The sequence below is a fragment of the Sorangium sp. So ce834 genome, from assembly GCF_051521425.1.
GTDB classification, from domain to species: Bacteria; Myxococcota_A; Polyangia; order Polyangiales; family Polyangiaceae; genus Sorangium; species Sorangium cellulosum_D.
Genome location: NZ_CP150351.1, coordinates 12,164,697 through 12,188,042, shown reverse-complemented (window position 1 = coordinate 12,188,042; position 23,346 = coordinate 12,164,697). Strand labels below are relative to the sequence as shown.

Annotated in this window: 17 protein-coding genes; 5 read left to right on the top strand and 12 right to left on the bottom strand. The window is 70.1% G+C overall.

From position 1 onward, the window contains the following. Positions 1-510: 510 nt before the first annotated feature. The 3 genes from WMF20_RS44875 to WMF20_RS44865 are packed head-to-tail and all read right to left on the bottom strand — an operon-like array spanning position 511 to position 3,857. The gene (locus tag WMF20_RS44875; protein WP_437607914.1) at positions 511-1,401 is read right to left on the bottom strand and encodes a hypothetical protein; all 891 of its coding nucleotides are present in this window, start codon (positions 1,399-1,401) and stop codon (positions 511-513) included. Between the two features lie 48 nt (positions 1,402-1,449). After that, on the bottom strand, positions 1,450-3,024 hold the full coding sequence (locus WMF20_RS44870; protein ID WP_437607913.1) for a serine/threonine protein kinase: 1,575 nt from the start codon (positions 3,022-3,024) through the stop codon (positions 1,450-1,452). After that, positions 3,018-3,857, bottom strand: a complete 840-nt coding sequence (locus WMF20_RS44865) for a hypothetical protein (protein WP_437607912.1) — start codon at positions 3,855-3,857, stop codon at positions 3,018-3,020. The genes WMF20_RS44870 and WMF20_RS44865 overlap by 7 nt, the downstream gene beginning before the upstream one ends. A gap of 922 nt (positions 3,858-4,779) precedes the next feature. Here WMF20_RS44865 and WMF20_RS44860 point away from each other — a divergent pair. Both WMF20_RS44860 and WMF20_RS44855 read left to right on the top strand, forming a co-directional pair. Further along, entirely contained in the window at positions 4,780-5,928 is a 1,149-nt protein-coding gene (locus tag WMF20_RS44860) for a putative sensor domain DACNV-containing protein (protein ID WP_437607911.1), read from the top strand. Between the two features lie 539 nt (positions 5,929-6,467). Beyond that, positions 6,468-7,415 carry a hypothetical protein gene (locus WMF20_RS44855; protein WP_437607910.1) on the top strand — a complete coding sequence of 316 codons (948 nt, stop codon included), beginning with the start codon at positions 6,468-6,470 and terminating at the stop codon, positions 7,413-7,415. 315 nt (positions 7,416-7,730) lie between these two features. Here the strand turns inward: WMF20_RS44855 and WMF20_RS44850 are convergent, their stop codons facing one another. Together WMF20_RS44850 and WMF20_RS44845 are read right to left on the bottom strand one after the other, a co-directional pair. Beyond that, on the bottom strand, positions 7,731-9,851 hold the full coding sequence (locus WMF20_RS44850; RefSeq protein WP_437607909.1) for an FtsX-like permease family protein: 2,121 nt from the start codon (positions 9,849-9,851) through the stop codon (positions 7,731-7,733). Further along, positions 9,852-10,598, bottom strand: coding sequence for an ABC transporter ATP-binding protein (locus WMF20_RS44845; protein ID WP_437607908.1), 747 nt, complete (start codon positions 10,596-10,598; stop codon positions 9,852-9,854). Positions 10,599-11,166: 568 nt separating this feature from the next. Here WMF20_RS44845 and WMF20_RS44840 point away from each other — a divergent pair. Next, positions 11,167-11,355, top strand: coding sequence for a hypothetical protein (locus WMF20_RS44840; RefSeq protein ID WP_437607907.1), 189 nt, complete (start codon positions 11,167-11,169; stop codon positions 11,353-11,355). Positions 11,356-11,590: 235 nt separating this feature from the next. On the opposite strand, the gene WMF20_RS44835 is transcribed toward WMF20_RS44840, so the two are convergent. The 4 genes from WMF20_RS44835 to WMF20_RS44820 form a co-directional block, all read right to left on the bottom strand. Further along, positions 11,591-13,084, bottom strand: coding sequence for an outer membrane protein transport protein (locus WMF20_RS44835; protein ID WP_437607906.1), 1,494 nt, complete (start codon positions 13,082-13,084; stop codon positions 11,591-11,593). Positions 13,085-13,113: 29 nt separating this feature from the next. Further along, a complete protein-coding gene (locus WMF20_RS44830; RefSeq protein ID WP_437607905.1) occupies positions 13,114-14,940 on the bottom strand; it encodes an acetyltransferase in 1,827 nt (608 codons plus the stop codon). 19 nt (positions 14,941-14,959) lie between these two features. Next, positions 14,960-16,912, bottom strand: coding sequence for a hypothetical protein (locus WMF20_RS44825; RefSeq protein ID WP_437607904.1), 1,953 nt, complete (start codon positions 16,910-16,912; stop codon positions 14,960-14,962). 215 nt (positions 16,913-17,127) lie between these two features. After that, the gene (locus tag WMF20_RS44820; protein ID WP_437607903.1) at positions 17,128-18,429 is read right to left on the bottom strand and encodes a 2-dehydropantoate 2-reductase; all 1,302 of its coding nucleotides are present in this window, start codon (positions 18,427-18,429) and stop codon (positions 17,128-17,130) included. A gap of 170 nt (positions 18,430-18,599) precedes the next feature. Between WMF20_RS44820 and WMF20_RS44815 the strand changes: the two genes are divergently transcribed. Further along, positions 18,600-19,811: an AAA family ATPase gene (locus WMF20_RS44815; RefSeq protein WP_437617224.1), complete on the top strand. Its 1,212-nt coding sequence runs from the start codon at positions 18,600-18,602 to the stop codon at positions 19,809-19,811. After that, a complete protein-coding gene (locus tag WMF20_RS44810; protein ID WP_437607902.1) occupies positions 19,808-20,641 on the top strand; it encodes a DUF4435 domain-containing protein in 834 nt (277 codons plus the stop codon). Before WMF20_RS44815 ends, WMF20_RS44810 begins: the two co-directional genes overlap by 4 nt. Before the next feature lie 43 nt (positions 20,642-20,684). Here WMF20_RS44810 and WMF20_RS44805 read toward each other — a convergent pair whose 3' ends face one another. The 3 genes from WMF20_RS44805 to WMF20_RS44795 form a co-directional block, all read right to left on the bottom strand. Continuing rightward, positions 20,685-21,635 carry a diacylglycerol/lipid kinase family protein gene (locus WMF20_RS44805; RefSeq protein WP_437607901.1) on the bottom strand — a complete coding sequence of 317 codons (951 nt, stop codon included), beginning with the start codon at positions 21,633-21,635 and terminating at the stop codon, positions 20,685-20,687. Between the two features lie 150 nt (positions 21,636-21,785). Beyond that, on the bottom strand, positions 21,786-22,121 hold the full coding sequence (locus tag WMF20_RS44800) for a hypothetical protein (protein ID WP_437607900.1): 336 nt from the start codon (positions 22,119-22,121) through the stop codon (positions 21,786-21,788). Between the two features lie 38 nt (positions 22,122-22,159). After that, positions 22,160-23,173 (bottom strand): YihY/virulence factor BrkB family protein, encoded by a 1,014-nt coding sequence (locus WMF20_RS44795; protein WP_437607899.1) that lies wholly within the window; start codon positions 23,171-23,173, stop codon positions 22,160-22,162. Positions 23,174-23,346 lie beyond the last annotated feature (173 nt).

Here is a 23,346-nt window from a genome sequence, read left to right as displayed (position 1 = left end):
GTGGGGACGAAGTCCAAATCCGGCTCACACGCCCGGATGAAGTCCATGTTCGTTCGCCGCAGCGCAGGCACCGGAGAGACAGGCTCGCAGCGACTTACCGGCGGCGGCTCGATCGTCACAAAAGCGTAGGAATCGCTAGGAACGGGGTGGGTAAGAGGAAAGCATGTCCCATCCCAACTGTTGCCCGCATCGATCGTATCGACGAGGTCGCTACTGGAGCAACTGGACGAGGAGTGTAGGAGCACCCTCCGCGGGAGCACGCAGGAGGAGGGGCTACACTCGCAAGGTTCGCATTCGACCGGTCCAGGCGTCCCCGCCCACCCCTCCCACAAGACCTTGCCCTCGCATCGTGGAGCGTACTCCGGTGGGCCACCGTAGAGCAGGATGAGCTGCGTCGGATCTGGATCTGGCAGGTCGTCGGGCGTCGGCGAAGAGCAGCCGATGAGCACACATATGGCCAGCATGGAGGGTGCAGCCCAGCGCATCGCGGCTGCTACACCACGGCCTTGGTCAATCGTCAGCATTGCCATGAATCACCTCCACCACGTCCGCGCTGGAGCAGCAGAACGTTCGGGTCTCGCCGCTCTCGATCGTGCCGTCCACCACAGATACGGTAGTTGTTGGCGAGCACGTGCCCGGCTCGTCCCGTGCGAACACCACGCGCACGCCTGCCAGAGGCGAATCGGCAGGTGCGCCGTAGCAGATTCCCTCTTCTGTGCCGATTCCGTTGATCGAGATCAGCATGTCCGAGCAGCTCGCGTCGCTGAAAAGCATGACATCCGCCACGCAGTTTCCACCGACAGGGGCGCCGCACTCGCATGGCGTGCAGGTACGAGCGTCTCTGATCTTCTCATGAAACTCGAAGCGCGCGACGAAGCCCGGCCGGCACGAGCCGTCGGATTCGGGTGCGATACACACCAGCCCATCGAAGGAGGCAACGTACTCACCAGTCCACGGGCAAGCTCGTGCAAAGCGCCCGCTGAGGGGCGGCGGAGTGAGCTGCTTCGAGGGTTCGCAGCTGGGAGCCATCGTAGGCGGCTTGATGGTGACCGAGGCGAACGCGTCGCCAGGGACAAGGGGCGAGGGCTTGACGCAGTGCCCCGGCGGGTCGGCTGCACCAGCGAAGTGAACCTTGACCCCTTCGCCAGCGCAGAGAGGCGCCTCGTGCGTCGTCACGCTGTCCGGCAGCACGCACGCGGCAGGGCTGCACGCGCACGTCCCGCATTCGTTCTGGCGCTGAGGATCCGTGCGCAAAGCGGCCCATCCCTCCCAGTAGTCGAGCCGACCCCCAGGACAGATGGGAAAATCCGGCGTGTCGCCGACCCACAACAACACCGGGTTGTCGTCGGTCCGGGGCCTGGGGATGTCGATGTCCTCCCCGCAACCGAGCAGCGCAGCCATGCTGAAGGCAAAACAAGATGTCGACCGCATGGGAACCCCTCGCGCTGCTTAGTAAAAGACGTTCTGACAGGGGAGCAGACCGTCACAGAGATCGAGCTCCTGCGCCGGCGTCTTCCTGGTCTGCCGTGTGGGAGCGGAGGGCCGGCTCGTGCGCTGTCGCGCCGCGACGTGCGGGGGGGCGGCCTCTGGCGGCGGTTCTGGACACCGCTCGATCGGTCGGGCTGAGGGCGGCGGGGTGGCTCGACCCGCCGCGGCCTGGATCGCTGGTCCCAGGCGCGGCGCGGTGTGACGCGGGAGATCCCGCCACAGGACCGCGGCCGCGCTGCCCAGCACGAACGCCAGCGCAAGCACCGCGCCGAACCAGCGCGGGGGGAAACGCCGCCCTGGGGTGCGGCTTGAGCGCGGAGGGGTCGAGGGCACCTGCGGTACCGGCAGCACCGGAGAAGGCGGAGGGGTCGAGGGCACCGGCGGTACCGGCAGCATCGGCTCGAGGTCCGGTAGCTCGGGTGCAGGAGGCGACCGCAGCGCGACCGGAGGCGCGTGGGTGCCGTTGTCCCGCGCGTCACGTGGCGGGATCGCGCTCTTGAGGGTGGCGGGCGTCTCGGAAGGGCGCGGCGTGGCGACCGGAGACGCGTCGGTGAGGCTGTCCGCCGCGTCCCGCGGCGGCACGCTCTTGACCGTGGCGGGCACGTCCGAAGGGCGGGGCGTGGGGAGCTCGCCAGCTCGCCCTCCCTCTTCATCCGAGGCGAACGCGCTCGCCTCGTCCTCCACGCGGGTGGGCGCCGCCTCGTGCGGCTCGCGCCGAGCGCTGGCCGGCCCGGCGAAGATGTCCGCGTGGAGAGGGTCCGGCGGTGCGCCAAGCTCTTCCCACGCGCGGGCAAAGGGAGTCAGGACAGAGAGGATCTCGTCGATGCTCGGCTGCCGTCGATTGGGGTTCTCCTCAAGGGCCCTTTGCATCATCACCTGAAGCATCGGAGGGATCCCGCTGGGAAAGCTCGGGGGACGGGTCCACGGCGAGAGGGCGCGTTTGCACAAGAGCTCGTACATGATCGTACCGAAGCCGTACACGTCCGCGCGAGGTCCCAGCTGACCACCCGAGAAGAGCTCGGGCGGTGCGTACCCATACGGGTCTTGACGAGCGTCCTCCGGGCCGAGCTGAAAGAGACGGGCAAATCCGAATTGGGTGATCGCGTATCGGCCATCGGCCCCGACGAAGACCCGGTCCGGGCTGAGGGCGCCGTGGATGACGGAGCGCTCATGAGCACGCACGAGACAACGGCCGACGTCGATCAGCACCTTGAGATCCACCGGCCCGAGGTCATTCCCGCGCATGGCGTCGATGAGCGGGATCGCGTCGCCGAGCACAGGCGACGCTGCCCACGCGACGTCGCCGTTCACCCCTCCGTAGAGCACGGGGACGACCTCCGGGACCTCGCCTGCGAGGCGCTGCAGGCGCGCGATCTCCTCAGCGAACAGGCCCGCATCGAGGCGCGCGCCATCGCGGAGGTGCAACCAGACCAGCGCTCCCGTGTCGCCGACCTGCCGCGCGAGGAAGTGACGGAGCAAGCCGCGCTCCTCGTTGAGGAGCTCGTGGCCTTCCCAGACGTCGCCGGCGGCTACCATACGAGCTTGATCTCCGCGCCGGCGCCTCTCGTGCGGATCTCGGCCTTCCGCGGCCAGACGACGTACGCGACCGTTGCGGCGCCGAGCGCTGCCCCGACGACGAGCGCAGCCGAGCCGAAGCCATGGAACAGGCCCGCTCGTGTGTTCGTCGCGTGCGCTTCGTCGTAGGTCTTGCGGAATTGCGCGCTGCTCGGGAGCATCGAGCCGTCCGAGAGGCGCGACACCTTGGCGGCCGTTTCGCTCTCCGCGGCGTCGCCGGCCAGGTGAAGGCCGACGCCGGCGCCGAGCAGGGCCGCCGAGGCGGCCGCGCCGGCGCCGATGGTCCACGGGTTGCGCGCTTGTGCTGGAGCGCTGGCGGCCTTCGGGGCCTCGAAGGCGAGGGCGACGCGCCGCGACTGCCCCGCCGTCACCTTGACGAGCGCACGGGCTACCTGCCCCTGCTTGCCGGTCGCCGTGACCTCGTGCTGTCCAGGGGCGACGAAGACGGGGCGGCCCGCGCTCACGTCGCGACCGTCCACCAGGAGCCGCGCCGTGCCCGGCGGGGCGCTCACATGGAGCTCGGCCACGCGTTGCCGAACGGCCGCGAGATCGGCGCGTCGGACGTCGTAGCGGCGGCGCTCGATGTCGTTGGTCGGCGCGGGCATCCGCGCGACGCACGTGGTGAGCTCGGCCGCGGCCTCCTCGAGCCGGTCGAGGCGCAGGTCGAAGACGCCGAGCTGACACACGGCCATCGTCGAGGGCTCGAGCACGTTGACCCGCGCCCAGAGCTCGCGGGCGCGAGCGAGCTCGAGCCGCTTGGCGGCCTTCTCCGCCTCGTCGATGAGCTCTTGCACCTCGCGGGACCGGGGAGGAGGGGGCGCGGCCGCGGCCGCTACGGGGAACGCGGAGGCAAGGACGAGGGCCAGGGCCGCCGCTTGGTGCGGATAGAGCCGTGGAACAGAAGCACGCACGGTTCAGCTCGGGGCAAACGAGGGGGACCACAGCGCCGCGCTGGCCCATCCAGGGCGGCGCGGCTTTTCATACCACCGCGAGGAGGCGGTCGAGCGTGCAGAAGTGCCGCGTGTTCCGTGGAGAGCATTGTGATCGAGCGACGGAATTTCTCGTTTGCGACTTAGAAAAGCGCCGGGACCGGTGAGGACTCTCGCGGCGGTCCACGGTCGCGCGAGGGGCACTGCGCCGGACACGCGCCTCCACGCCGTCCGCCCGCGTCGTCTGGTACGCTCGACGCATGTGTCCCGCCCGCCGCCCCCGCTCCGCCGCGGAGATCCTCCGCTCCGTCCCGACGCAAGACCGCCGCTCAGCGAAGAGCGCCTCCAGCGACGGGCGCTTCCGGGGATTTCACGCGGCAGGCGAGCGACGAGCCCCTTTCCGTGGGGGCTTCACCCGCACCTCCTGCAATGCCTGCGGGGTGACCGCACGCCGGCGGACCGGTCTGCGGGCTGGACAGCGGACGTGCGGGGTGCCCGTCCCGAAGGCGGATCGGTTCCTTGGCCCGCCGGGGGCGTCAGCATACAACGGACATGTCGGACCTCGCCCTATCGGGATTCGGCCACGCCGCCCGGGGTGTCACCGTGTTACCAGTACCTGAGGGATGCGCTTTGTTTGTCCGGCGAGCTTACATGGCTAACGTGAGAAGAGCAATCTGGACCCATGCTCGGCCATGCCCCAATCGCACCGTACGGACTTTTGACAACGAGACGGTCGTCTCGTTGTCAAGCCCCGTGCGACACTTGACCCGATCGAGATTCTACTCCGATGAATGTCACATATCCCGTAGACGTTGCCAGGGCGCTCGCCCGCGAGTTGGGGGACGCTGCGCCACCCCAATTGGAGCGGCTAGTTGAGGTCCTCTTCTTCGCCTCGCTATTGCGCGAAGAGGGCCACGATCTCACATTTAACGTCGTTTATCCGGGCGTCTTTGACCCGACGCATCCCACACCTGATCGTGTCCATGGATGGGAACCGTGGGATGTTGTGGACTTCGAGACACCAGACGAATTCACGTCCGAAAAGGTGGCAAAGTATGCGCCTCTCGCTCAAGGCGACGACGAGTATCTGATCGTACATTGTGCGACTGACCAATTATTGATCACGGGGGTCGGCCACAAGAAAATGGGCTGGCCCGGCGACAAGCTCCTGACCGTTCGCGTGGTCGGGGCGGGTGCTCTTCGTTTCTTCTACCGGAGCGGAGAGATTGCGTCTTACGCGGGCGGAAAGAACGAGCCGCTTGTCAGCTGGCATTCTATGTATTCGGAGCCAGCGATAAATGACATTGTGGAGGCCATGGACAACATGAGCGAAGTTGTCGATGACAAGCGTGCACTCGCAAGCGCTGCGCTAAAAATGCTCATATCGGATGTTGTTCGTCGTAGACATGGAGGGATTATTGCAATTTTGAACAAAGATGACGCGACGTTGAGGCGCATCTTTGATGCTTCGAAGCTCAAGGCGCCGCTCAACTTTGGCAAAATGGTCGCCTCGCGTTGGGAGACATCGATTGTAGAGGGGCGTCGGATGGATCCCAGCGACGACGAGATCGCAGACGCGCAGAACGCGGCCGCCGAGTGCGATCGCGCTCTCAGCGTCATCGGGCGGATGAGCGCCGTCGATGGTGCCGTGATTGCCACGCCGGAACTTGCTATTGTAGGATTCCGAGCAAAGCTCCCAGCGCCGGATTCAACTCCGTTGGTCATGCGGGTCAACGCAGATGGACGGCGCGAAATATTCGATCTGAAGCTAAAAGGAACCCGCCATCGAAGCGCCGCCTGTTTCGTGGCCCAGTCGCCCCGCCGAATCGCCTTGATCGCATCGGCTGACGGTCCAGCGGCCGCGATATTTCAAGACGCCGATGGCTACGTGGTCTATCACCCTGTGCGCGATAGTTACGACGCCTTCGGAGTGTGAGGTCACGAAGACGACCGGACGTGAACCACGACGGGTTCCGTCCGACGAAACAGCGTTTGGCCGGCGGCGAAGCGGCACGCAACCAGCGCAAAAGCGCCGGATAAAAAAGTCCTCGGCATGCCCACGGCGCGGGCTGCGCTCCGGCGCGAGCTCGATCACCTCGCCCGCGTCCGCCTTAGGCATGCTAGACGTGCCGAGCAGGCGCCCGATGTGCGCGTGGGCGCAGCGCCGCCTCGACGTTGCCTGCGGGTAGCGCCGCTCCAGCCGGCGCTACCCGCCGCGACGGCTGCGCTCGACTGCGAGGTCGATGACGGCGCCCGTGTCCGCGCCAGGACCGCCGAGCAGGCGACCGATGGTCCCATGGGCGATGCGTGCCGCCTCCACGTCGCCCGCCGCGAGCGCGGGCCCAGCCGGGCTACCCGCCGCGCCGGGTGCGCTCGGCGGCGAGGTTGATGACGCCGGCCGCGTCGTAAGCGGCCGAGGTGTGGCGCCCCGTTCACGCGTCGCGTCTCGCGCCGCGATTCGGGCGGAAAATCCGCATGGATCGGGGAGGTACGAGCTTTGCTCCCACCGCCGTCATGAGGAACTACTTTCGTTCGCTGGTTCTCGTGGGGGCTCCTTTCATCTTCGTCGCGGGCTGCGGCGGATCGGACGGCGACACGATCGCCGAGCCCACCGCGGCGCCGGCCACCCCGTCGACTCCGGCGGAGGTAGACACCACCTATGAACAGATCGGGCGCGGCTGCGGCGACAACGGTTTCCTCGTTCGCTCGCTGACGCACGTCCCCGCGCTCACCACCAACAACCTCTGGATCGCCCCAAACAACGACGCCGCCGGCCTGGCCGCGTCCAAGAACGACAATGGCTGGGGAGCGAGCGTGGGCGTCTACGAACTCGGGTTCGAGTCGAGCGGGGACAACATGGAGAGCCGCTCCGCCGAGCAGGCCGCACGATGCGACGCGGTCAGCGAGATCTTCGACCCCGCCGGGGACGGCGCGCGGCAACGCTTCCTCAACGTCCTCGTCTACGCCGGCGATCACCCGCACGCCGAGGCGATGCCCGCCGAGGGGCTCCCCGCTGCGGTCGAGGCGCCGGTCCGCCTGAAGGGCTATCTGGACGTGGCCGCGGGCACGCGCGAGGAGATCAAAGACGGCGTCGTATACCGGGACGCGCAGCACCAGTACCTGCCCATCTACGTTCGCTGCGAGAAGCCCATGAAGATCACCTACGAGGAGCGCCTGTTTTCGCGCGAGGAGGTCGAGGCGCTGGAGATCGACACCCGCATCTGTCGCCCCGTCGCCGAGGATGGCTACGGCTGCCTCTTCGAGCGCCCGCAGCCGATCGAGGGTGCGTGCACGTTCGTGGCGGCCGACGCGAAGTACGTGGCGACGAGCGGCGAGGAGCACAACATATCGCTCGGTGGCCGCATCGAGCGCGGCGAACAACTCAGCTACAAGATCACGGTCGACCGCTTCGCCTTCCGCTGAACGAGGGTCCTCGGTCAGGGAGCATGACGTCGGAGCGCGTGCACGTGCACCGGGATGCGCTCGACGGCGCACCGAGCAGGCGCCCGATGGTCTCGTGGGCGATGCGCGCCGCCTCGACGTCGCCCGCGGCGAGCGCCGCCCGAGCCGGAGCTACCCGCCGCGCCGGGTGCGCTCGGCGGCGAGGTCGATGAGGCTGGCCACGTCGGCCCCTGGCGCGCCGAGCAGGCACCCGATGGTCTCGTGGGCGATGCGCGCCGTCTCGACGTATCCGCCCAGCCAACGCCGTCGTGATCGTCGGCCCGGCCCGCGCCCGCCCTACTCGTACTGCACCGATTCCGCCGCGTTGCTCCGCCCCGCGCTCCGCGCCGGATACAGCGACGCGACCAGCGCCACCGCCGTCGCCCCCAGCGCCGTCAGCACCCCGTACTCCGGCGGTATATGGAACTCGACCTCAAAGCTCGACACCGTCCGCAGCGCCCCCAGCGCCGCCGACCCGAGCGGCACCCCCAGCAGCACCGCCAGTGCCCCGCCCAGCGCCCCCACCAGCGCCCCCTCCATCAGCACCATTCGCCGGACCTGCCCCGCCGTCATCCCGAGCACCCGGTGCAGCGCGAGCTCCCGGCGTCGCGCGTGCAGCGCCAGCACCATCTGGTTTGCCACGCCGATCGCCGCGAGCACCGTCGTGAACCCCAAAATCATATCGAAGATCACGAAATCTCGCCCCGTCGCCTTCCGGCGCACCGCCTCGATCTCGACCCCCGTCTGCATCCGCACGTCTCTCGCCCGCGGCACGTCGGCCAGGAGCTCGCCCCAGGGCGGCGTCGCCGCGCCCCCCCGCGCCGCCTCGGCCCCGGTCACCGGATCCGCCAGCGCCACCGTGTGCCCGATCGCGAGCGCGTACGGCGAGATCACCGTGAAGTCCGCCGCCTCGATGACCGCATACGTCCGCAAATTCCGATACGCGCCGGGCGCAGGCACATACCCCAGATCGTCCGTGACCCCGACCACCTCGAACCGCCGCCCGCCCGCGCTGCCGCTCACCTCGAGCAGATCGCCCGCCCCCACGCCGAACCGCCGGGCCATCATCGTGGACACGATCGCCTTGCCCGGCCCGAAGCTTCGGGCGAGCGCGATCGACTCGGGCCGGCCGGTGGCCTCGGCGAGTGCCCGCAGCTCGTCGCCCGGCACCGCATAGACGACGTTGGGCCACGGCGTGCGGCTCGAGAACCGCGCCGCGACCAGGCGCGGCGGCAGGCTCGGCAAGAGCCTCTCGGCGTGCCCGAGCGGCTCGTCCGGATAGAGGAACGCGTACGGCGCGAGCGCCCGCCCGGCCCAGGCCGAGACCTCCTGCTTGAGCGCCGCCGTGGCGATGTGCAGCGCGAGCAGCAGGGCGAAGACCATCATCACGCCGCCGACGCTCCAGGCGAGCTCGTGGCCGCTGTGCTCGACCCGGCGCCGGAGCAGGAGCCGCTCCGCGGCCCAGCGGCGCGGCGCGAGCCGCACGGCGAGCGCGCCGAGCCGCGCGACGAGGTCCGGGACGAACACGATGGCCGCGAGGAACGCCGCGCACACGAGGCCCGCCTCGACGACGAAGAAGGCGAGCATCGGCACCGACTCCCGGAAGAAGGGGCGGAGCAGGCCGTAGACGAGCACCATGAACGGCAGCGCGAGCAGCGTGATCCCGCGCAGGCGGCGCCGCTGCTCGGCCCCGCCCTCGAGGAAGCGCGGGCGCAGCGCGCGCGCGATGTCGACGCGGAGCGCGTCGCGCACCGGGCGGAGCACGCCGAGCAGCGCGGTGAGGGCGCCGGTGCCGCTGACGAGCAGCATCGCGCTCCAGGGCAGGCGGATCGCGTAGAGCGGGATGCGCGCGCGGCCGGTCGTCGTGATGCCCGCCTTCGCCGCGAGGTACGCGAGCGGGATCGACCCGAGCAGGCCGAGCGCCGCGCCGCCCACGCCGAGCAGCAACGCCTCGAGGACGAACACCGCCGCGACCTGCGGGGGCAGCGCCCCGGCGCTGCGCAACAAGGCGATCTCGCGGCGGCGGCGCTCGACGGCGACGTTGAAGGTGAAGAACACGATGAGGGCGCCGACGAGGAACGCGGAGAGCGAGCCGAGGCGGATCGCGGACCGCATGATCTCGTAGTCCTCGTGCGTCTCCTCCTGCGCGTCGGCCGCGGCGATGACCTCGCCGTTCGGGCGGAGGCCGCGCAGGGCGACGGTCTGCTCGGTGAAGACGGGGAGATCCGGGTTTGTGACGAAGCTCCGCGCCTCGACGGCGCGCGTGCCGACGTCGAGGATGAGGACGACGTTGACCGTGGCCGTGCCGAGGGCGACGCCGAGCAGGGCGGCCATCGCGCCGAAGCGATCGGCGCGCAGGTTGCGCAGGGCGAGGATGCGGACGAGCGGCTGGAAGAGGGCGCGGAGGAGGAGGAGCATTCAGATGCCGAGCTCCTTCAGCCGATCGTGGACCGCCGCCGAGGTGACGGCGGGGCCCGCGAGGGCGGCGTCGTGCAAGAGGAGGCCGTCGCGCATGAACACGACGCGGTGCGCGCGGGCGGCGTCCTCGGCGTTGTGCGTGACGAGGAGCATGGCGCTGCCGGCCTCGCGGAGGGCGTCGGCGAGCAGCGCCATGATGCGCCGGCCGGTCGCGACGTTGACGTTGCCGGTCGGCTCGTCGGCCAGCACGAGCGCGGGGCGGCGGACCAGCGCGCGCGCGATCGAGATGAGCTGCATCTCGCCGCCCGACAGCTGCGAGGGCAGGTGCTCGGCGCGGGCGCGCATGCCGACGCGGTCGAGCATGCGCGAGGCGGCGTCGTGGTCCGGCGCGGCGCCGTCGATGAGGTAGGGCAGGACGATGTTCTCGTAACCGGTGAGGGTCGGGACCAGGTTGAAGAACTGGTAGACGATGCCGATGCGGCGGCGGCGCAGGAGGGTCCGCCCGTGCTCGTCGAGGGCCGCCATGTCCTCGCCGAGGACGTGGACCTCGCCGCGATCCGGCGACTCGAGGCCCGCGACGCACGAGAGCAGCGTGCTCTTGCCGACGCCGGAGGGGCCCATGATCGCGCACATCTCGCCGGCGTGGATGTCGAGATCGACGCCCCGGAGCACCTCGATCGGCGTCGCCCCGAGCGCGTGGGACTTGTGGAGGTTGCGGACGCGGAGGACGGGCTGATCGGAGCTCACGGGAGGATCGCTACCTTGTCTACAGCATCTGCGCGCGGCGTTCACCTTGCATCCCGCCACTGGCCGCATTCGCGCCAGCGGGTGACCGTCTTCGGCCATCGGCGTACGGCGCGGATCGATAGTGTCGTTCCCGGAGGAGCAAAGCCGATGGGACGAGACGCTTCACACGCGCTCATGCGCGCGGGATCGATCGCGGCGGTGGCCATTGGGGCCGCGGCGTGCGCGGGCGCCGGCGGAGACGAGGAGACGGGCGGGACGGCGGTGTCGCGGATGTACGAGGATCCGCCCGAGCTACAGCCGGGCGAGGACGGGGCCTACGAGCTCCGCTTCGGCCCGAGCGCGGTGGAGATCGGCGGACGGCGGTTCTGTCTCCGCGCCTACAACGGGATGACGAGCGGGCCCACGATCCGCGTCCCGAAGGGCGAGGACCGCAGGATCCACGTGAACCTCTACAACGACTTCACGAGGAGCGATTTCCGCGAGATCGCGAGCATGATGGGTCACGGGTCGAGATCGCGTCATGACTTCAACCTGACACTGCCACAAGCTGAACCACAAGGACGAGGGGATGATGGAGCTCGTGGAGATCTGCGATCCCGACGATCAGGAGTGCCTGTGTCTCGGGACGGACGCGGACGGCGCGTGCATCCCGCAGGGCGGGTGCCTGCCAGACGACCTGCAGTGCCAGTTCGCGAAGCGCGCCACGGACGCGTACCCGGCCCCGCCGGCGCCGGATCTCGAGCTGTGCGGGCCGTGAGCCGCTGAACGCCGCGTCAACGAAGCGACGCGCCCGGCGTCGCCTCGCTCTCTGCGCTGCCTCCCGTTCGGCGGTGGACGTGTGATCCGGCTTACAAAACTGTCTCCGAGGTGACGGGTGACCCGTCGTTCGGCGTGGAGGGCCGTGTCCGATCCGGCGGGTACGCCGTCGTCCCTTGCAGGAAGGCGATCCCGCAGCAGCTCATCTCGCTGCTCTTTCGGCGCCGCCTTCCCGCTCAGAACACGACCTTGAGGTGCCCGCCCACCGTCGTGAGCACCAGCGTGTACTCCCCGTTGCCGAGGTCGTAGTCCGACTCGGTCACCGTGCGCGGCAAGATGCCTTGCACGCGGACGTCGCCCGAGAGCGATACGCTGTCGCTCACCTTCAAGATGCCGCCCACGTCCCCGATCAGCCGGTGGTTGTCCGGCGACGCCACGTCGATCGTGCTGTCCGGCGAGGCCGGCGACTGATAGCCGACCGACGCGGTCCCGAGGAACGCCTCGCTGAAACGGTACTTGGCGCCAGCCTCCACCCACACCGTGTCGTTCCACCGGCGCGGCAGGGTCACGGCCACGCGATCGGTGATCCCGAGCTTCGGCTGGGCCAGGTCCGGCGAGGAGGCCGTGACAACGAACGCCTCGATGTCCGAATAGAGCACGTACGAGAGGAGACCATCGATGCTGAGCTTGTCGTTGACCCGGTAGCCGACCCCGGCCGTGAGCCGCTTGGGGAGCGTGAACGAGAGCTCCGCGTCGCCCTCCACGAGCGGCTTGTAGCGCAGGCCCTGCTCGGCCAGGTCCTGCGTGAAGAACGGGTGGTTCATGTCGATCGCGAACTTGCCCTTGTACCGCATCGCGGTGCTGTGCTGGTACGTCAGGCCGAAGCGCAGGTCCTTGTTCGGGTTGAACGCGAGCCCGACGTGGAACGAGGCGCCGTGCGAGAGCGCCTGCTTGAGCGCGATGGGGCGCGCGAGGACGTCGAGCTCGCGCAGCTCGGACGGCGTGCTCGGGCCGAAGTCGTTGTCCTGCTTGAGGTAGTCGAGGCCGTCGTGGAACTCCTTGAGGCTGGCGAAGTCCTGGACCTTCGAGAGCTCGGCCAGGCCGCCGACGTACGACAGGCCGGCGCCGAGCGAGAGCTGGTCGGTCAGCCGCAGCCCGGCGGCCGCCGTCAGCGAGCTCGCGACGATGAACGCCTGCTGGAGCTGCCAGCGCTGCGCGCCGTCCGGAAAGCTGAGCGCCGCGGCATACGGCACATACAGGCCGACGCCGACGGTGAGGCGCTTCGGGATGGCCGGGATCGCCAGGAAGGCGTTGCCCGTCGGCGCGACCGGCGTGGTCGAGACCTCCTCGGCCGGGCCGGTCTTGCCGGGGGCGACGTTCGCCGGATCGAGCGGGAGCTTGAACTGCAGGGTGTCCGGCGTCTGGTAGACGCCGCGCCGCTCGCGCTTGTAGGTGGCGCGGCCGACGATGAGGCCGGCGCCGAGGAGGAGCTCCGGCCGCTCGACGTCCGCGAGCGCGGCCGGGTTCCAGTAGACGGCGGCGGCGTCCGCGGTCGTGGGGCCCGAGGCGCCGCTCGTCACCCACGGCGCGTCGATGCCCGAGGCGCGCGCGTCGCCCGCCGTCCGGCAGACGAGGCCTGTCGCGAGCGCCAGCGCGGCGAGTTCACGTCCTGTCCGTCCACGGGCACGCGCGCGGCCGCGGGGCGGCGGGGTCGGCAGAGCTCCTGTCATGACACGGGTCCTCACGGTGGGGGGGCCGATCACTGGATCCGGGTGAGGGTGAGCGAGAGGCGATGGGCGCTCGGCTTGTCGCCGATCCTGATCTCGTAGCGGCGCCCCTCGTCGTCGGCGAAGTACAGCGTATCTCCTTGCTGGACCTCCACCTTCTCGTGGAGCGCGTCGCCGTCGATCGCCTCGGTCGTCGACACCTTCTTCGTGAGCGCGGCGTCGGCGAAGAAGCCCGGGCTCTCGTAAGCATAGTCGCGCACGCGCTCGCCCGCGTCGTCCTTGCGGATGTCGTCGGGCGCGACGAAGTAGAGGTAATCCCGCTGGCCGGCGACGCCGCTCTCGGTGCTCGGCTGGTAGAGGTAGAAGTCCGCGTCGCCAGCGGCGTTGTTGTTGAGCTCGATCGCCATGTCCTTGAGGACCGCCGGATCGTTCGCGAGGTTCTCCTTGATGCTCGCGACGAGATCCTCGGTCTTCACGCCGACCGGGACGTCGCGGAGGGTCACCTCGAGGTTGGCCTTCCCCTCGGCGAGGCCGCCGTCGTGGAGCCGCGCCTGGGCCACCTCGAGGAGGATGTCCCAGAAGTATGACGGCGGGGGCGGCGGGTCTTCGAGGACGATGCTGCTATCGACGCTGATCTCGGTCCATCCGGTGCCGTCGACGCAGACCTTCACCGGCTGGAACTCGCTCGTCGAGGTGCCCTGGGGCCCGTAGCTCGAGCAATGCTCCTCGATCTGCGCTGCCTTGAGCTCGCCGGCGCGGGCGAGGATGTGCTCGAACTCCCAGGGCGGCTGCTCCCACACGGGCGAGTCGCCGCGCGGCGCGGGCTCCCGGCTCGTGCCGCCCGGCAGGTACATCGCGCTCTCGGGGATGGCCAGGGTCAGCTCGCCGATGCTCAGGTTCCTGGCGAGGTTGGCGAGCTCGAGCCAGTCCGGCTCGCTGAAGTCGAACAGGGTGTCGATCTGGCCGGGCGTGCTGTTGATGCTCGCGACGTCGGCCATCGTCGCGTCGACCCCCTTGTAGGGGAGGGCGTTGACGTTGACCCGGACCGTCATCGTGAAGTCGTCGAGGGCCGCCTTCACCCCGGCGGCGGCCTTGATGAAGCCGGGGTGCTTCGCTCCTTCCGGGTCGTCCGGATCGAGCGGCGTCGGGCCGAACTGCTCGGCGAGGCCGGCGAAGTCGGTGACAACGTCGTAGAGCGTGACGGGGATGGAGTGCGGCGCGACGGGGTAGATGCCGTCCGGGTGCTCGTCGTCGGTCGGCCCTTTGCGGCGCTGGGTGTTCGGGTGGGTGCTGACGAGGTTCTCCAGGACGGCCTGCGACGTGATCTGGACGGGGATGAGCCGCTCGTTGCCGGCCACGCCCACGAGGTCCGAGAGGATCTTCGACGTCGGGAGCCCGACGGCGTTGCCGACGCCGAGCAGGCCCTCGAGGCTCGTACCGCGGAGATCGGCGTTCTCCGGCGTCATGTTCAGGAGCCCGACGAGGTTCTTCGACGCGGGCGAGAGCGCGTCGATGTCGGCGGGGGGCATGTACATGACCTTGAGCAGCGCGTTCTCGATGAGGGTCGCGATGTCGAGATCGAGCAGCCAGATCCCCTCGAGCGTGGGCCGCGGGATGGCCTTGAGCTCGTCGAGCGTCAGCGTCTTGGCGAAGCGCTTCGCGTCGAACCGCAGGAACTCGAGGGTGAGGGTGCGGCTCTCGTTCACGCCGAGCGCCGGCGGGGGCGGCGGCTGGTCGACGGTGACGGCGTCGACGCAGCCGGGCAGCGCGGCGGAGAGCGCGGCGGCGGCCAGGGGGCCGAGCCGGGAGGGCCGGCGGCGGGCGGGGGCGGCGGGGGGGGTGCTGTCTCGCGCTACCATGATCAGAGCCTCACCATGATCAGAGCCTCTCCACGTCGGCGGTGATCTGCACGGGATCGTCGCCGTCGGGCACGTGGAAGCGCACCTCGTAGACGGCGCCCTCGTCGTCCTGCATGTACAGCGTGGTATCGCCCGGCGGCAGCCGGTATTTCTCGTGCGCGGTGTCGGCGACACCCTCGAGCTCCTTCTTCGAGACCTTGCTCGCCTCGTCGAGATCCCGGCTCGTGAAGAAGCCGGGCTTTTCGTAGGTGTAGTCGCGCGGGGCCTCCGAGCTTTGATCCGAGGGCCGGAGGTCGTCCTCGGCCACGAAGAACAAGGTCGGGGCGCCGTCGGGCGCGGCGCGGCCGTAGAAGAAGTCGAGCGCGTCGTTGTTGACCCAGTACCGGCCGAGGATGATGTCGGCGATCTTCTTGGCCTGGCTCTGGAGCGTGGGGCGGAGATCGGCGAGGATCTCCTCGCCGGTGAGGCCGATGCCGACGTTGTGGAGCGCGAAGACCGGCTGGGCGGCGCCTTCGGGGATCTCGGGCATGCCGTCGCCGGTGGGGTCGTGGATGGCGACCTGGCCGACCTCGGTGAGCAGCTCCCAGAAGAACTGCGACGGCGGGATTGGGGGCGGTTGGTTGGAAACCAAGTCGGTGAAGGCCGTCCAACCGCGCGGGTCGCCGGCCTGGCCGATGGTCACGCCCACCCGGCATGTCCCGCTCAGGCGGAAGTAGCACCCCGTGAAGGGCACACGCTCGCCATATGTGAGGTAAGCCGCCTTGCCCACGATGTGCTCCATCATGAACGGAGGGGTGGACCATACCGTGCTGGAGCCGACCGGCATGTCTGGACGGTTCTCCTTGCAGGCCGGCGCCACGGCCTCGGTGCACGCCTCCACCTTGGTGGGGAGCTCGCGAAGCGCGATGCGCATATCGATCGTCGGCGTCGGGGCGATGCCGCTGATCTGGAGCTTCTCCGGGTCGGTGAAGTCGAACCGGAGCGGCGCGTCGCCGTCCCGGAGGAACATGTCGCCGCCCCCCTTCGAGAGGTCAATCCCCGTGACCCTGCGCAGGCCCGACTCGGCGACCACGCGCATCTTGAAGTCGGGCAGGAGGACGTTGCTCTTCGTGGTGAACGTGCTGTCGTCAGGGACCAGCACCCCGGGATGATCTCCGGATGGGCCGAGCTTCTCGGAGAGCGGCTGGAGATCGAAAAGGGCCTCGTAGAGGGTGACAGGCAACCTTGCCCCTTCCGGGTCGGAGACGGCCGGGTGCGTGCCGAGCAGCTGCTGCTGGAGGGCGAGGATGAGCTTGGGTATCGGTACGAACGGGGCTGTCCGCTTGTCGCGCGTGGCCGCCGGATCCGGCTGGACCGTCAGATCGAGGCTGATGCTGTCGGAGAGGACGTCGGCGAAGTCGAACGCGAAGGTGCCGGGGTTCTCCTCGAAGATCGCCTGCAGCCCCGCGAGCGATGTCCCTTTCACATTGGCGTTGGCGGGCGTCATGCTGAGCAGGCGCACGAGCGCGAACTCCGGCGACGTCCGCCACTCCTCCCCGAAGCTCCGGCCGAGCTCGGTGAGCGAGCAGTCGTGGCCGGGGTCCGCGCTGTCGTTCTTCCACGAGGTCCCGCACGCGTTCTGAATCTGATCGAGCGCGCTCTGGAGCAGGCCTGTGGTGTCGACGTCGAGGATCGTGATCTGCTTTGCGCCGTCTTCCCCGAAGACCTGGAGCGCCTTCTCCTTGTTGAGCTCCAGCACGACCGACGGGACCTCCGCGTCGTCGATGCGCAGCCGGAACCGGTTCGGCTCCTCGATGACGGGGCCGCCGCCCCCGCCTCCGCCCTCACCGCCGCCCCCGCCGCCGGCGGCCCCGCTGCCGCCGCCGCCTCCGCCGTCGCCGCACGCGGCGAGCGCGGCGAGCAGCAAGAGGGGAACGCGGCCGAAGGGCGCGGCGCCGCGCCGGGAGGGGAGAGCGAACGGGGAGTGCGTCATGAGGGCTCCTCGTCGAGGGACCTGCTCGAGATCCACAGGAAGAGACGCCCGATGCTACCGAACTTCGACGCGCCGGCGCGACAAAGAGATCGCGCCGCGACGACGCGGAGCGCGCGATCCGCGACGACGCCAAGAACGCTGGGACACGTCGTGGTGTCCCTCGGCGCGCTTTCGTCTTTTTCGCCGCCGGCCGCCGCTCCGTCCCGCGCCCTGCGCTACGCGCCCTCGCGATCGCCCGGGGCGTCCGTCGCCGCCACGGACGGCTCGTCCGTCACGGCCGTCGGGACGCTCACCGCCGCCGTGGACGGCTCGCCCGGCTCGCCCGGCGCGACCGCCTGGGCGCTCGCCGCCCCCACGGACGGCTCGCCCGTCGGGGTCGCGGGCGGCGGCCGGTTCGACGGCGGCGCGCCCACGAGCCCGCGCGTCCGGTCGAACAGCGCGCGCAGCAGGGTGAGGCTCGGCTTGCGCTTGCGCGCGGCGATCGCGAGCACCTCCTCGCGGACCGCGGCGTTGATCGGCGTCGGGATGTCGAGCGCCGCGCCGCGCTCGACGACCTCGCCGTTCAGGAAGTCGACCGCCGGCGGGCGGCCGCGCTCGATGGCCGCGAGCATCGAGGAGCGCATGCGGCGGTAGCGCGCGCCGACCGCGAGGAGCAGCGCGTGCTTCGCGAACAGGCCCGGCGAGCCCACCGCGGCGCGCTCGGCGTCCGTGAGCGCGATCCAGTCGAGGTCGAGCGTCCCGGCCACCTTCTCGAGGCGCACGCCGGACGCGCGCGAGACCTGCACGGTCTCGGTCATGACCTCCAGCGCGAGGCGGCGGACGAAGCGGTGCCGGAGGAGCGCGCCGAGGCGGTCGCCGCCGACGGTGCCGAGCGACGAGATGGCGCAGTTGATGGCGAGCTTCGACCAGCGCGCGCCGGCGAGGTTGTCGGTGACGGTGGTCGGGCCGATCGCCTCGAGGATGCGCGCGAGCTCGTCGAGGCGCCCGTCGCGCGCGCCGTCGAGCCGGCCGAGGACGAAGCCGCCGCTCGAGGTGCGGTCGTAGACGCCGGGCTCGACCATCGAGGCGCCCCACGCGACGATCGCGCCGAAGGTTCGCTCCGGGCCGGCGATGCGGGCGACGCGCTCCTCGCAGAGGCCGTTCTGGAGGCAGACCATCGCGCCCGTCGGGGCGAGGTGCGCGACCACGCTGCGCGCGGCCTCCTCGACCTGCGGCGGCTGCGTCGCGAGGAGGACGTAATCGAAGGGGCGGGTGTCCGGGCCGAGCTCGCGCATGGCGCGGCCGCGGACGGTGCCCGGGCTCGCCTCGCCGCGCACGCGGAAGCCGGCGGCGTTGATGGCGTCGGCGATGAGGGGGTTCGTGGTGAAGGCGGTGACGTCGTGGCTCTGCTCGAACAGGTGCGCGGCGGTGATGCCGCCGATGCCGCCGCAGCCGACGACCAGCAGGCGGGGAGCAGAGGAAGCGCGGGCAGCGGACGAGCTCGGGGCAAGCTCGCCGGGTGAATCGGTGAAGCTCATGCGAGATCCCTTACCACCACTGGGGCGCGGGCTCGACGGGCTCGAGGGGAGCGGGATGGGGGGACGGGAGGGTCGGACACGCTGCCGGGAGGGCGACCGCCGGGGGGTGGCAGCAGCGCGATGACGGGGCGCGTCGAATCGTGCCACCGCTGCCGGCGCTCGCGCTGGTGATGTCGCGCCGAGCGGCGTACAAACACGCCATGTCGACCGAGCGATCAGCGCCCGGACTGCGGCTCACGAGGCTGGACGTCCGCAACTTCCGCGGCATCGACGCGATCAGCCTCGATCTGCGCGATGCGCAGGGGACGGCGCTCGATCTCGTCGTGCTCGCCGGGGCCAACGGATCTGGCAAGACCGCGCTGCTGGAGGCGATCCTTCTGCTGCTGCACAGACCCGACAAGCTGCCGCGCGACGTGGCGCCCCTCCGGGAGCAGATCCGGTTCGGGACCGAGGCACTGGAGCTCCGGGGAGAGTTTCGTTTCCCGGACCGCAACGAGGTCGTGGACTTTCATACCGAGCTGCGTGTCGCACACGATACGCCGGCTTCATCGGGGAAATTCTTCAGACCTCGCGGCGACGAACCTCAACAAGAGGCCCTCCCGGGCTTCGGCTGGAGCACGTATGCTCGGCTCGACGCAAATGTGGAGTACTTCTCCGCCCGGCGTGAGCCCGAGGCGCTCGGCGAGATCGTCAACCCGGGCGGCGCGCGCTCCGACGTCGAGGGGCACCGGCTGCGCGAGCTGAAGCGGCGCTTGATCAGCGCATACTACCGCGATCTGCGCGCCCAGGCGCGGCGCGGTAAGCCCGTCGCTGGAGCGCCCGCCAATGGAGAAGCCGGAGCCGCCCTGGGCGACGGACCCTTCGCCCGCCTGCAGCGCCTGTGGGAGCGCTTCAACGGCGCCGGGCAGACGCTCGACGTGATCCCCGTGAGCAATGACCCCGGCTCCGGCGACGAGGTGGTGCTGCGAGACGACCGCCCCATCCCCGAGGACGTGACCAGCCTCGAGATGGCGCGCCGGCTCGCTCCCGCCCGGCCCGATATCCCGCGCATGGTGCCGCTGGATCGCCTGAGCTCCGGCCAAGTGGCCCTGTTCGCGTTCGCCGGTCCGCTCATCTTCCGGGACGCGCCGACCGACGTGATGCTGATCGACGAACCCGAGCAGCACATGCACGTTCAATGGCAGCGCCTCCTCATCCCTGCCTTGCGGGAGCTCTCCCCGACCACGCAGCTCATCGTCGCGACACACTCGGAGGCCATCCTGGACTCGGCCTTGAGCTATGAGCGCTTCATCCTCGTCGAGGACGAGGACCCGCGCGCGCACCTCGATGAGCGCGGGGAGTTGGAGGAAACAGAGCAGCCCGCGGCGAACCCGCCCGCATGAAGACGACCCTGCGCGACCTGTACCGGGGGCCGCTCACCGTCTGGGTGGAAGACCCCGTGACCCACGCGGTCCTCACCGACGTGTGGAGCGACCCGCAGATCAACGTGCTCATCAGCGAGGGCAAATCGGGCGTCATACACATGGTCAATGCGAGCCCGCGCGGGCCGCACGTCTACGGCGTGGTGGACCGCGACTTCGACGATGACAACCTGGTCAGCTGGACATCGCCGGGCTGCCGCGTGCTTCGCTTGCCGGCGCACGAGATCGAGAACCTGCTCCTCGACTTCGAGGTCCTGGCGTCGCTGTCCGGCAGCGAACCAGCCGCGCGCATCCAGGAGCGCGCTCACGACCATGCACAGAAGATGCGGTTCTGGATGGGCTGCTGCTCCGTGCTCTGGGACATGCAGCGGGACCTGGGCAAAGGCTTTCCCGAGCGCCCCGCCAATCCCGCGGGATTGCAGACCCTTGACGAGGTGAAGCGAACCCTGGACAGGAGCGCCTACTGGCCCGAACACGGCGCCGCCTGGCAGCGCTGGAGCCAGAGCAGCGCGCGCGCCCAGCGGATCGAGGCCGCTTGCGAGGTTTTCCAGAAGGAGCTGGAGGGCGATGGCTGGATCCGCTCGTTTTCGGGCAAGGAGATCTTCCGTTTCCTCCGGTCGAATGTCGCCGGCCTCGATCGCACGCCAGCGCGGCCTCCGCGGCCGAGCTCGTCGGAACGCGACCTCAACCTGGCCAAAGAGATCGCCCGCAAGATGCGGGAGCTCGGCCGAATCCCGCCGGTGCTGATCGAGCTCCGGCGCGTGCTGCGCGAGAAGGCCGGCCTTACCTGAGGGGACGTGGGCTCCCGTCCCGATCAACGGGCCTCCGCCCCCCTCAATCCGCCGGCGCCAGCACCTCGATCGCCTTCGGCTCCAGCGTGACCGTGATCGGCAGCCGCCCGAGCGGCTCGCCGTCCACGTCGAGCAGGAACGCGTGCTCCACGTCGCGGTTCAGGAGCGTGAGCTCGATGCGGTCGCACTGGAAGTGGCGGACGTCCGGGTGACGGATGTGCGCGCCCGTGTACATGCCGGTCGACACGGCCGCGAAGCGGACGTGGGGCGCGCCGCCCAGGTCGATGACCTCGAACACGCCGTCGTCGGCCCGCGCCATCGGCGCGACCTGCATCCCCGCGCCGAAGAAGCGGCCGTTGCAGATGGCCACGGTGCGCGTCGCGAGCTCCAGCTCGCGCCGCTCCCCGCGCAGCGTCGCCACGCAGCGCACCCGGCCGACGCGGCTGCGGACGAGGCCCCGGAACGACGCCATCGTGTACGCGAGCGTGTTGCCGAGCACCCGCGTCGTCTCGCTGACGATCTGATCCACGAGCCCGCTCATCCCCGCGGACAGGACGTTGACGAAGAACGCCTCGGCCTGCTTTCCGTCGTGCGTCTCGTACGAGAAGCGGCCCACATCCATGGGGCGCGCGTTGCCGCTCGCGATCGCCGTGCAGTAGTGATCGAGCCGGTGGTTCAGCTTCAGCGTCCTGCAGAGATCGCCGCCCGTGCCCGCGCCGATGATCCCGAGCCGGGTGCCCGAAGCGCCCCGGTCCTTCGCCTGCATGAGGCCGTTCACCACCTCGTTGACGCTGCCGTCCCCGCCGACCGCCACGACCGTCTCGCGGCCGCCGAGCGCGGCCTCGCGCGCGAGGTCGACGGCGTGGCGCGGGCGCTCCGTGCGCACGATGTCGACCTCGCCGAGGATGCGCTGGATGGGCTCCTGCATCCCGTCGAAGAGCTTGGCCGTCTTTCCGCCGCTGGACCGGGGATTCACGATGAGAAGGGGGCGCATGCGGGCCCCGATGCTAGATGCCGGAGGCCGCAGAGCGCGAGGTGTTTTTGTGGAGGGACCGGCGCGGGGCTGCCGGGGGCGCCGCGCGAGGCGCGCTCCTCGTCCGCGGGCCCCGGAGGCTCACCCCGGCTCACGGCTGCTTCCCGCGGCTCACGGCTGCTTCGTGCAGCCGCAGCCGCAATCGTCGCTGAAATAGCTCCAGCCGGGGTCGCAGACGAAGCGCATCCGGGCGCACTGGTCCGGGCTCTGGCCGACGTACTTGAGGAGCGGGCCGTCGGTGCAGCCCTGCTGGCCGCCCGTGTCCGGCGCGCCGCCGGCGCCGACAGCGTCCTCCTCCTGGCCCGCCGCGCCGCCGGGTTCCGCGCTCCTCGTGCCGTCGGCGGGCAGAGGGGTCATGGTCGCGCCGCCCTGGGCGCCCTGGCAGCCCGCGGCGAGCGAGCCGATCAACACGAGCAGCGATGTGGAAGCGAGGATTCTGTGTGACATGAGAGGGCTCCGGTGAACAGGTCAAGCGGATCGGTGCTCTAGGCCCTGCCTCCATGGAGCTCCGAGCGGTTCGAGCGAATGGGGTGGGGGAGCGCGATATCCCCGTCCGCGCTCCTCTCGCGCGGGGGGCGGCCGGCGCTGGCCGGGAGCGCGGACTCCTGCCCCTCCTCCTTCGCGGTCTTGGGCACGTCCACCCCGGTATCGTCCGAGTCCTTGGCGCCGGTGCGCTTCCCGTCCGGCGAGCGGTGCTCGATGATGGCGTTGATCTCGGCCCCGAGGAGCACCGCCATCGAGGAGATCCACATCCAGAGGAGGAGGATGATGACGCCGCCGAGCGCGCCGTAGCTCACCTCGTAGCTGCCGAAGCGGCTGACGTAGAAGGAAAACCCCAGCGAGGCGATCGCCCAGATCACGACCGCCACGACCGATCCGGGGGTGATGAACTTGAACTTCTGCTCGACGTCGGGGAGCACGTAATAGAGGGCCGCCAGGACGGTCATCACGAGGAGCATCGAGACCGGCACGCGCAACCAGAGGATCGGCGTCGCGAGGGGGCCGAGGTGCTCGGTGACCGCCGGCGTGGCCACCGCGAGCGCCGAGGCGACGGTCAGCAGGACGGCGCCGCCGAGCGTGACCAGGAGGGCGATCCCGCGGCGCTTGAGGAACGACCGGCTGTCCTCGACGCCGTAGGCGGCGTTGAGCGCGTCCATGAGCGCGATCACACCGCCCGAGGCGGCCCACACCGCGCCGAGCGCGCCGACCGTCAGGAGCGCCGGGCTCTGTCCCTCGGTGAGCGCCTGGAGGCGCTCGCCCAGGATGTTCGCCACGGCGGGCGGGGCCATCTGGTACAACTCGCCCATCAGCCGCGCGGCCTCGGCCGGATCGATGACCAGGCCGGCGAGGGCGACCGCGAAGAGCAGGAACGGGAAGATCGAGAGGACGCCGAAGAAGGTCAGCGCAGCAGCGACGGTGTCGACCTTGTCTTTGACCCATTCCTGCTTGATGTCGTTCAGAAAATCCTTCCAGGGGATTTCTTTTCCGGGCAGGTACATGACAGACCTTCACTGCAGGGGCGCGCGACGCGCCGTTGCGTTCTTCCTGGGCGGCCTCCGCCGCGGCGGCTGACTGGGAGAGAGCAACGCGAGTGCCAGGCCGGGCGCGGCGGCAGCGGGGCGGACAGGGGGGCTGCCGGCCTGCCCGCGTCGGCGCCGGGGGTCCCGCTCGC

Bases quoted from the DNA above. Each gene is read 5' to 3' on its own strand.
- WMF20_RS44810 (WP_437607902.1), top strand. From the start codon at position 19,808: ATGAAGACGACCCTGCGCGACCTGTACCGGGGGCCGCTCACCGTCTGG.
- WMF20_RS44795 (WP_437607899.1), bottom strand. From the start codon at position 23,173: ATGTACCTGCCCGGAAAAGAAATCCCCTGGAAGGATTTTCTGAACGAC.
- WMF20_RS44805 (WP_437607901.1), bottom strand. From the start codon at position 21,635: ATGCGCCCCCTTCTCATCGTGAATCCCCGGTCCAGCGGCGGAAAGACG.
- WMF20_RS44855 (WP_437607910.1), top strand. From the start codon at position 6,468: ATGGATCGGGGAGGTACGAGCTTTGCTCCCACCGCCGTCATGAGGAAC.
- WMF20_RS44875 (WP_437607914.1), bottom strand. From the start codon at position 1,401: ATGGCTGCGCTGCTCGGTTGCGGGGAGGACATCGACATCCCCAGGCCC.
- WMF20_RS44800 (WP_437607900.1), bottom strand. From the start codon at position 22,121: ATGTCACACAGAATCCTCGCTTCCACATCGCTGCTCGTGTTGATCGGC.
- WMF20_RS44870 (WP_437607913.1), bottom strand. From the start codon at position 3,024: ATGGTAGCCGCCGGCGACGTCTGGGAAGGCCACGAGCTCCTCAACGAG.
- WMF20_RS44840 (WP_437607907.1), top strand. From the start codon at position 11,167: ATGATGGAGCTCGTGGAGATCTGCGATCCCGACGATCAGGAGTGCCTG.
- WMF20_RS44820 (WP_437607903.1), bottom strand. From the start codon at position 18,429: ATGAGCTTCACCGATTCACCCGGCGAGCTTGCCCCGAGCTCGTCCGCT.
- WMF20_RS44850 (WP_437607909.1), bottom strand. From the start codon at position 9,851: ATGCTCCTCCTCCTCCGCGCCCTCTTCCAGCCGCTCGTCCGCATCCTC.
- WMF20_RS44830 (WP_437607905.1), bottom strand. From the start codon at position 14,940: ATGGTAGCGCGAGACAGCACCCCCCCCGCCGCCCCCGCCCGCCGCCGG.
- WMF20_RS44815 (WP_437617224.1), top strand. From the start codon at position 18,600: ATGTCGCGCCGAGCGGCGTACAAACACGCCATGTCGACCGAGCGATCA.
- WMF20_RS44835 (WP_437607906.1), bottom strand. From the start codon at position 13,084: ATGACAGGAGCTCTGCCGACCCCGCCGCCCCGCGGCCGCGCGCGTGCC.
- WMF20_RS44825 (WP_437607904.1), bottom strand. From the start codon at position 16,912: ATGACGCACTCCCCGTTCGCTCTCCCCTCCCGGCGCGGCGCCGCGCCC.
- WMF20_RS44860 (WP_437607911.1), top strand. From the start codon at position 4,780: ATGAATGTCACATATCCCGTAGACGTTGCCAGGGCGCTCGCCCGCGAG.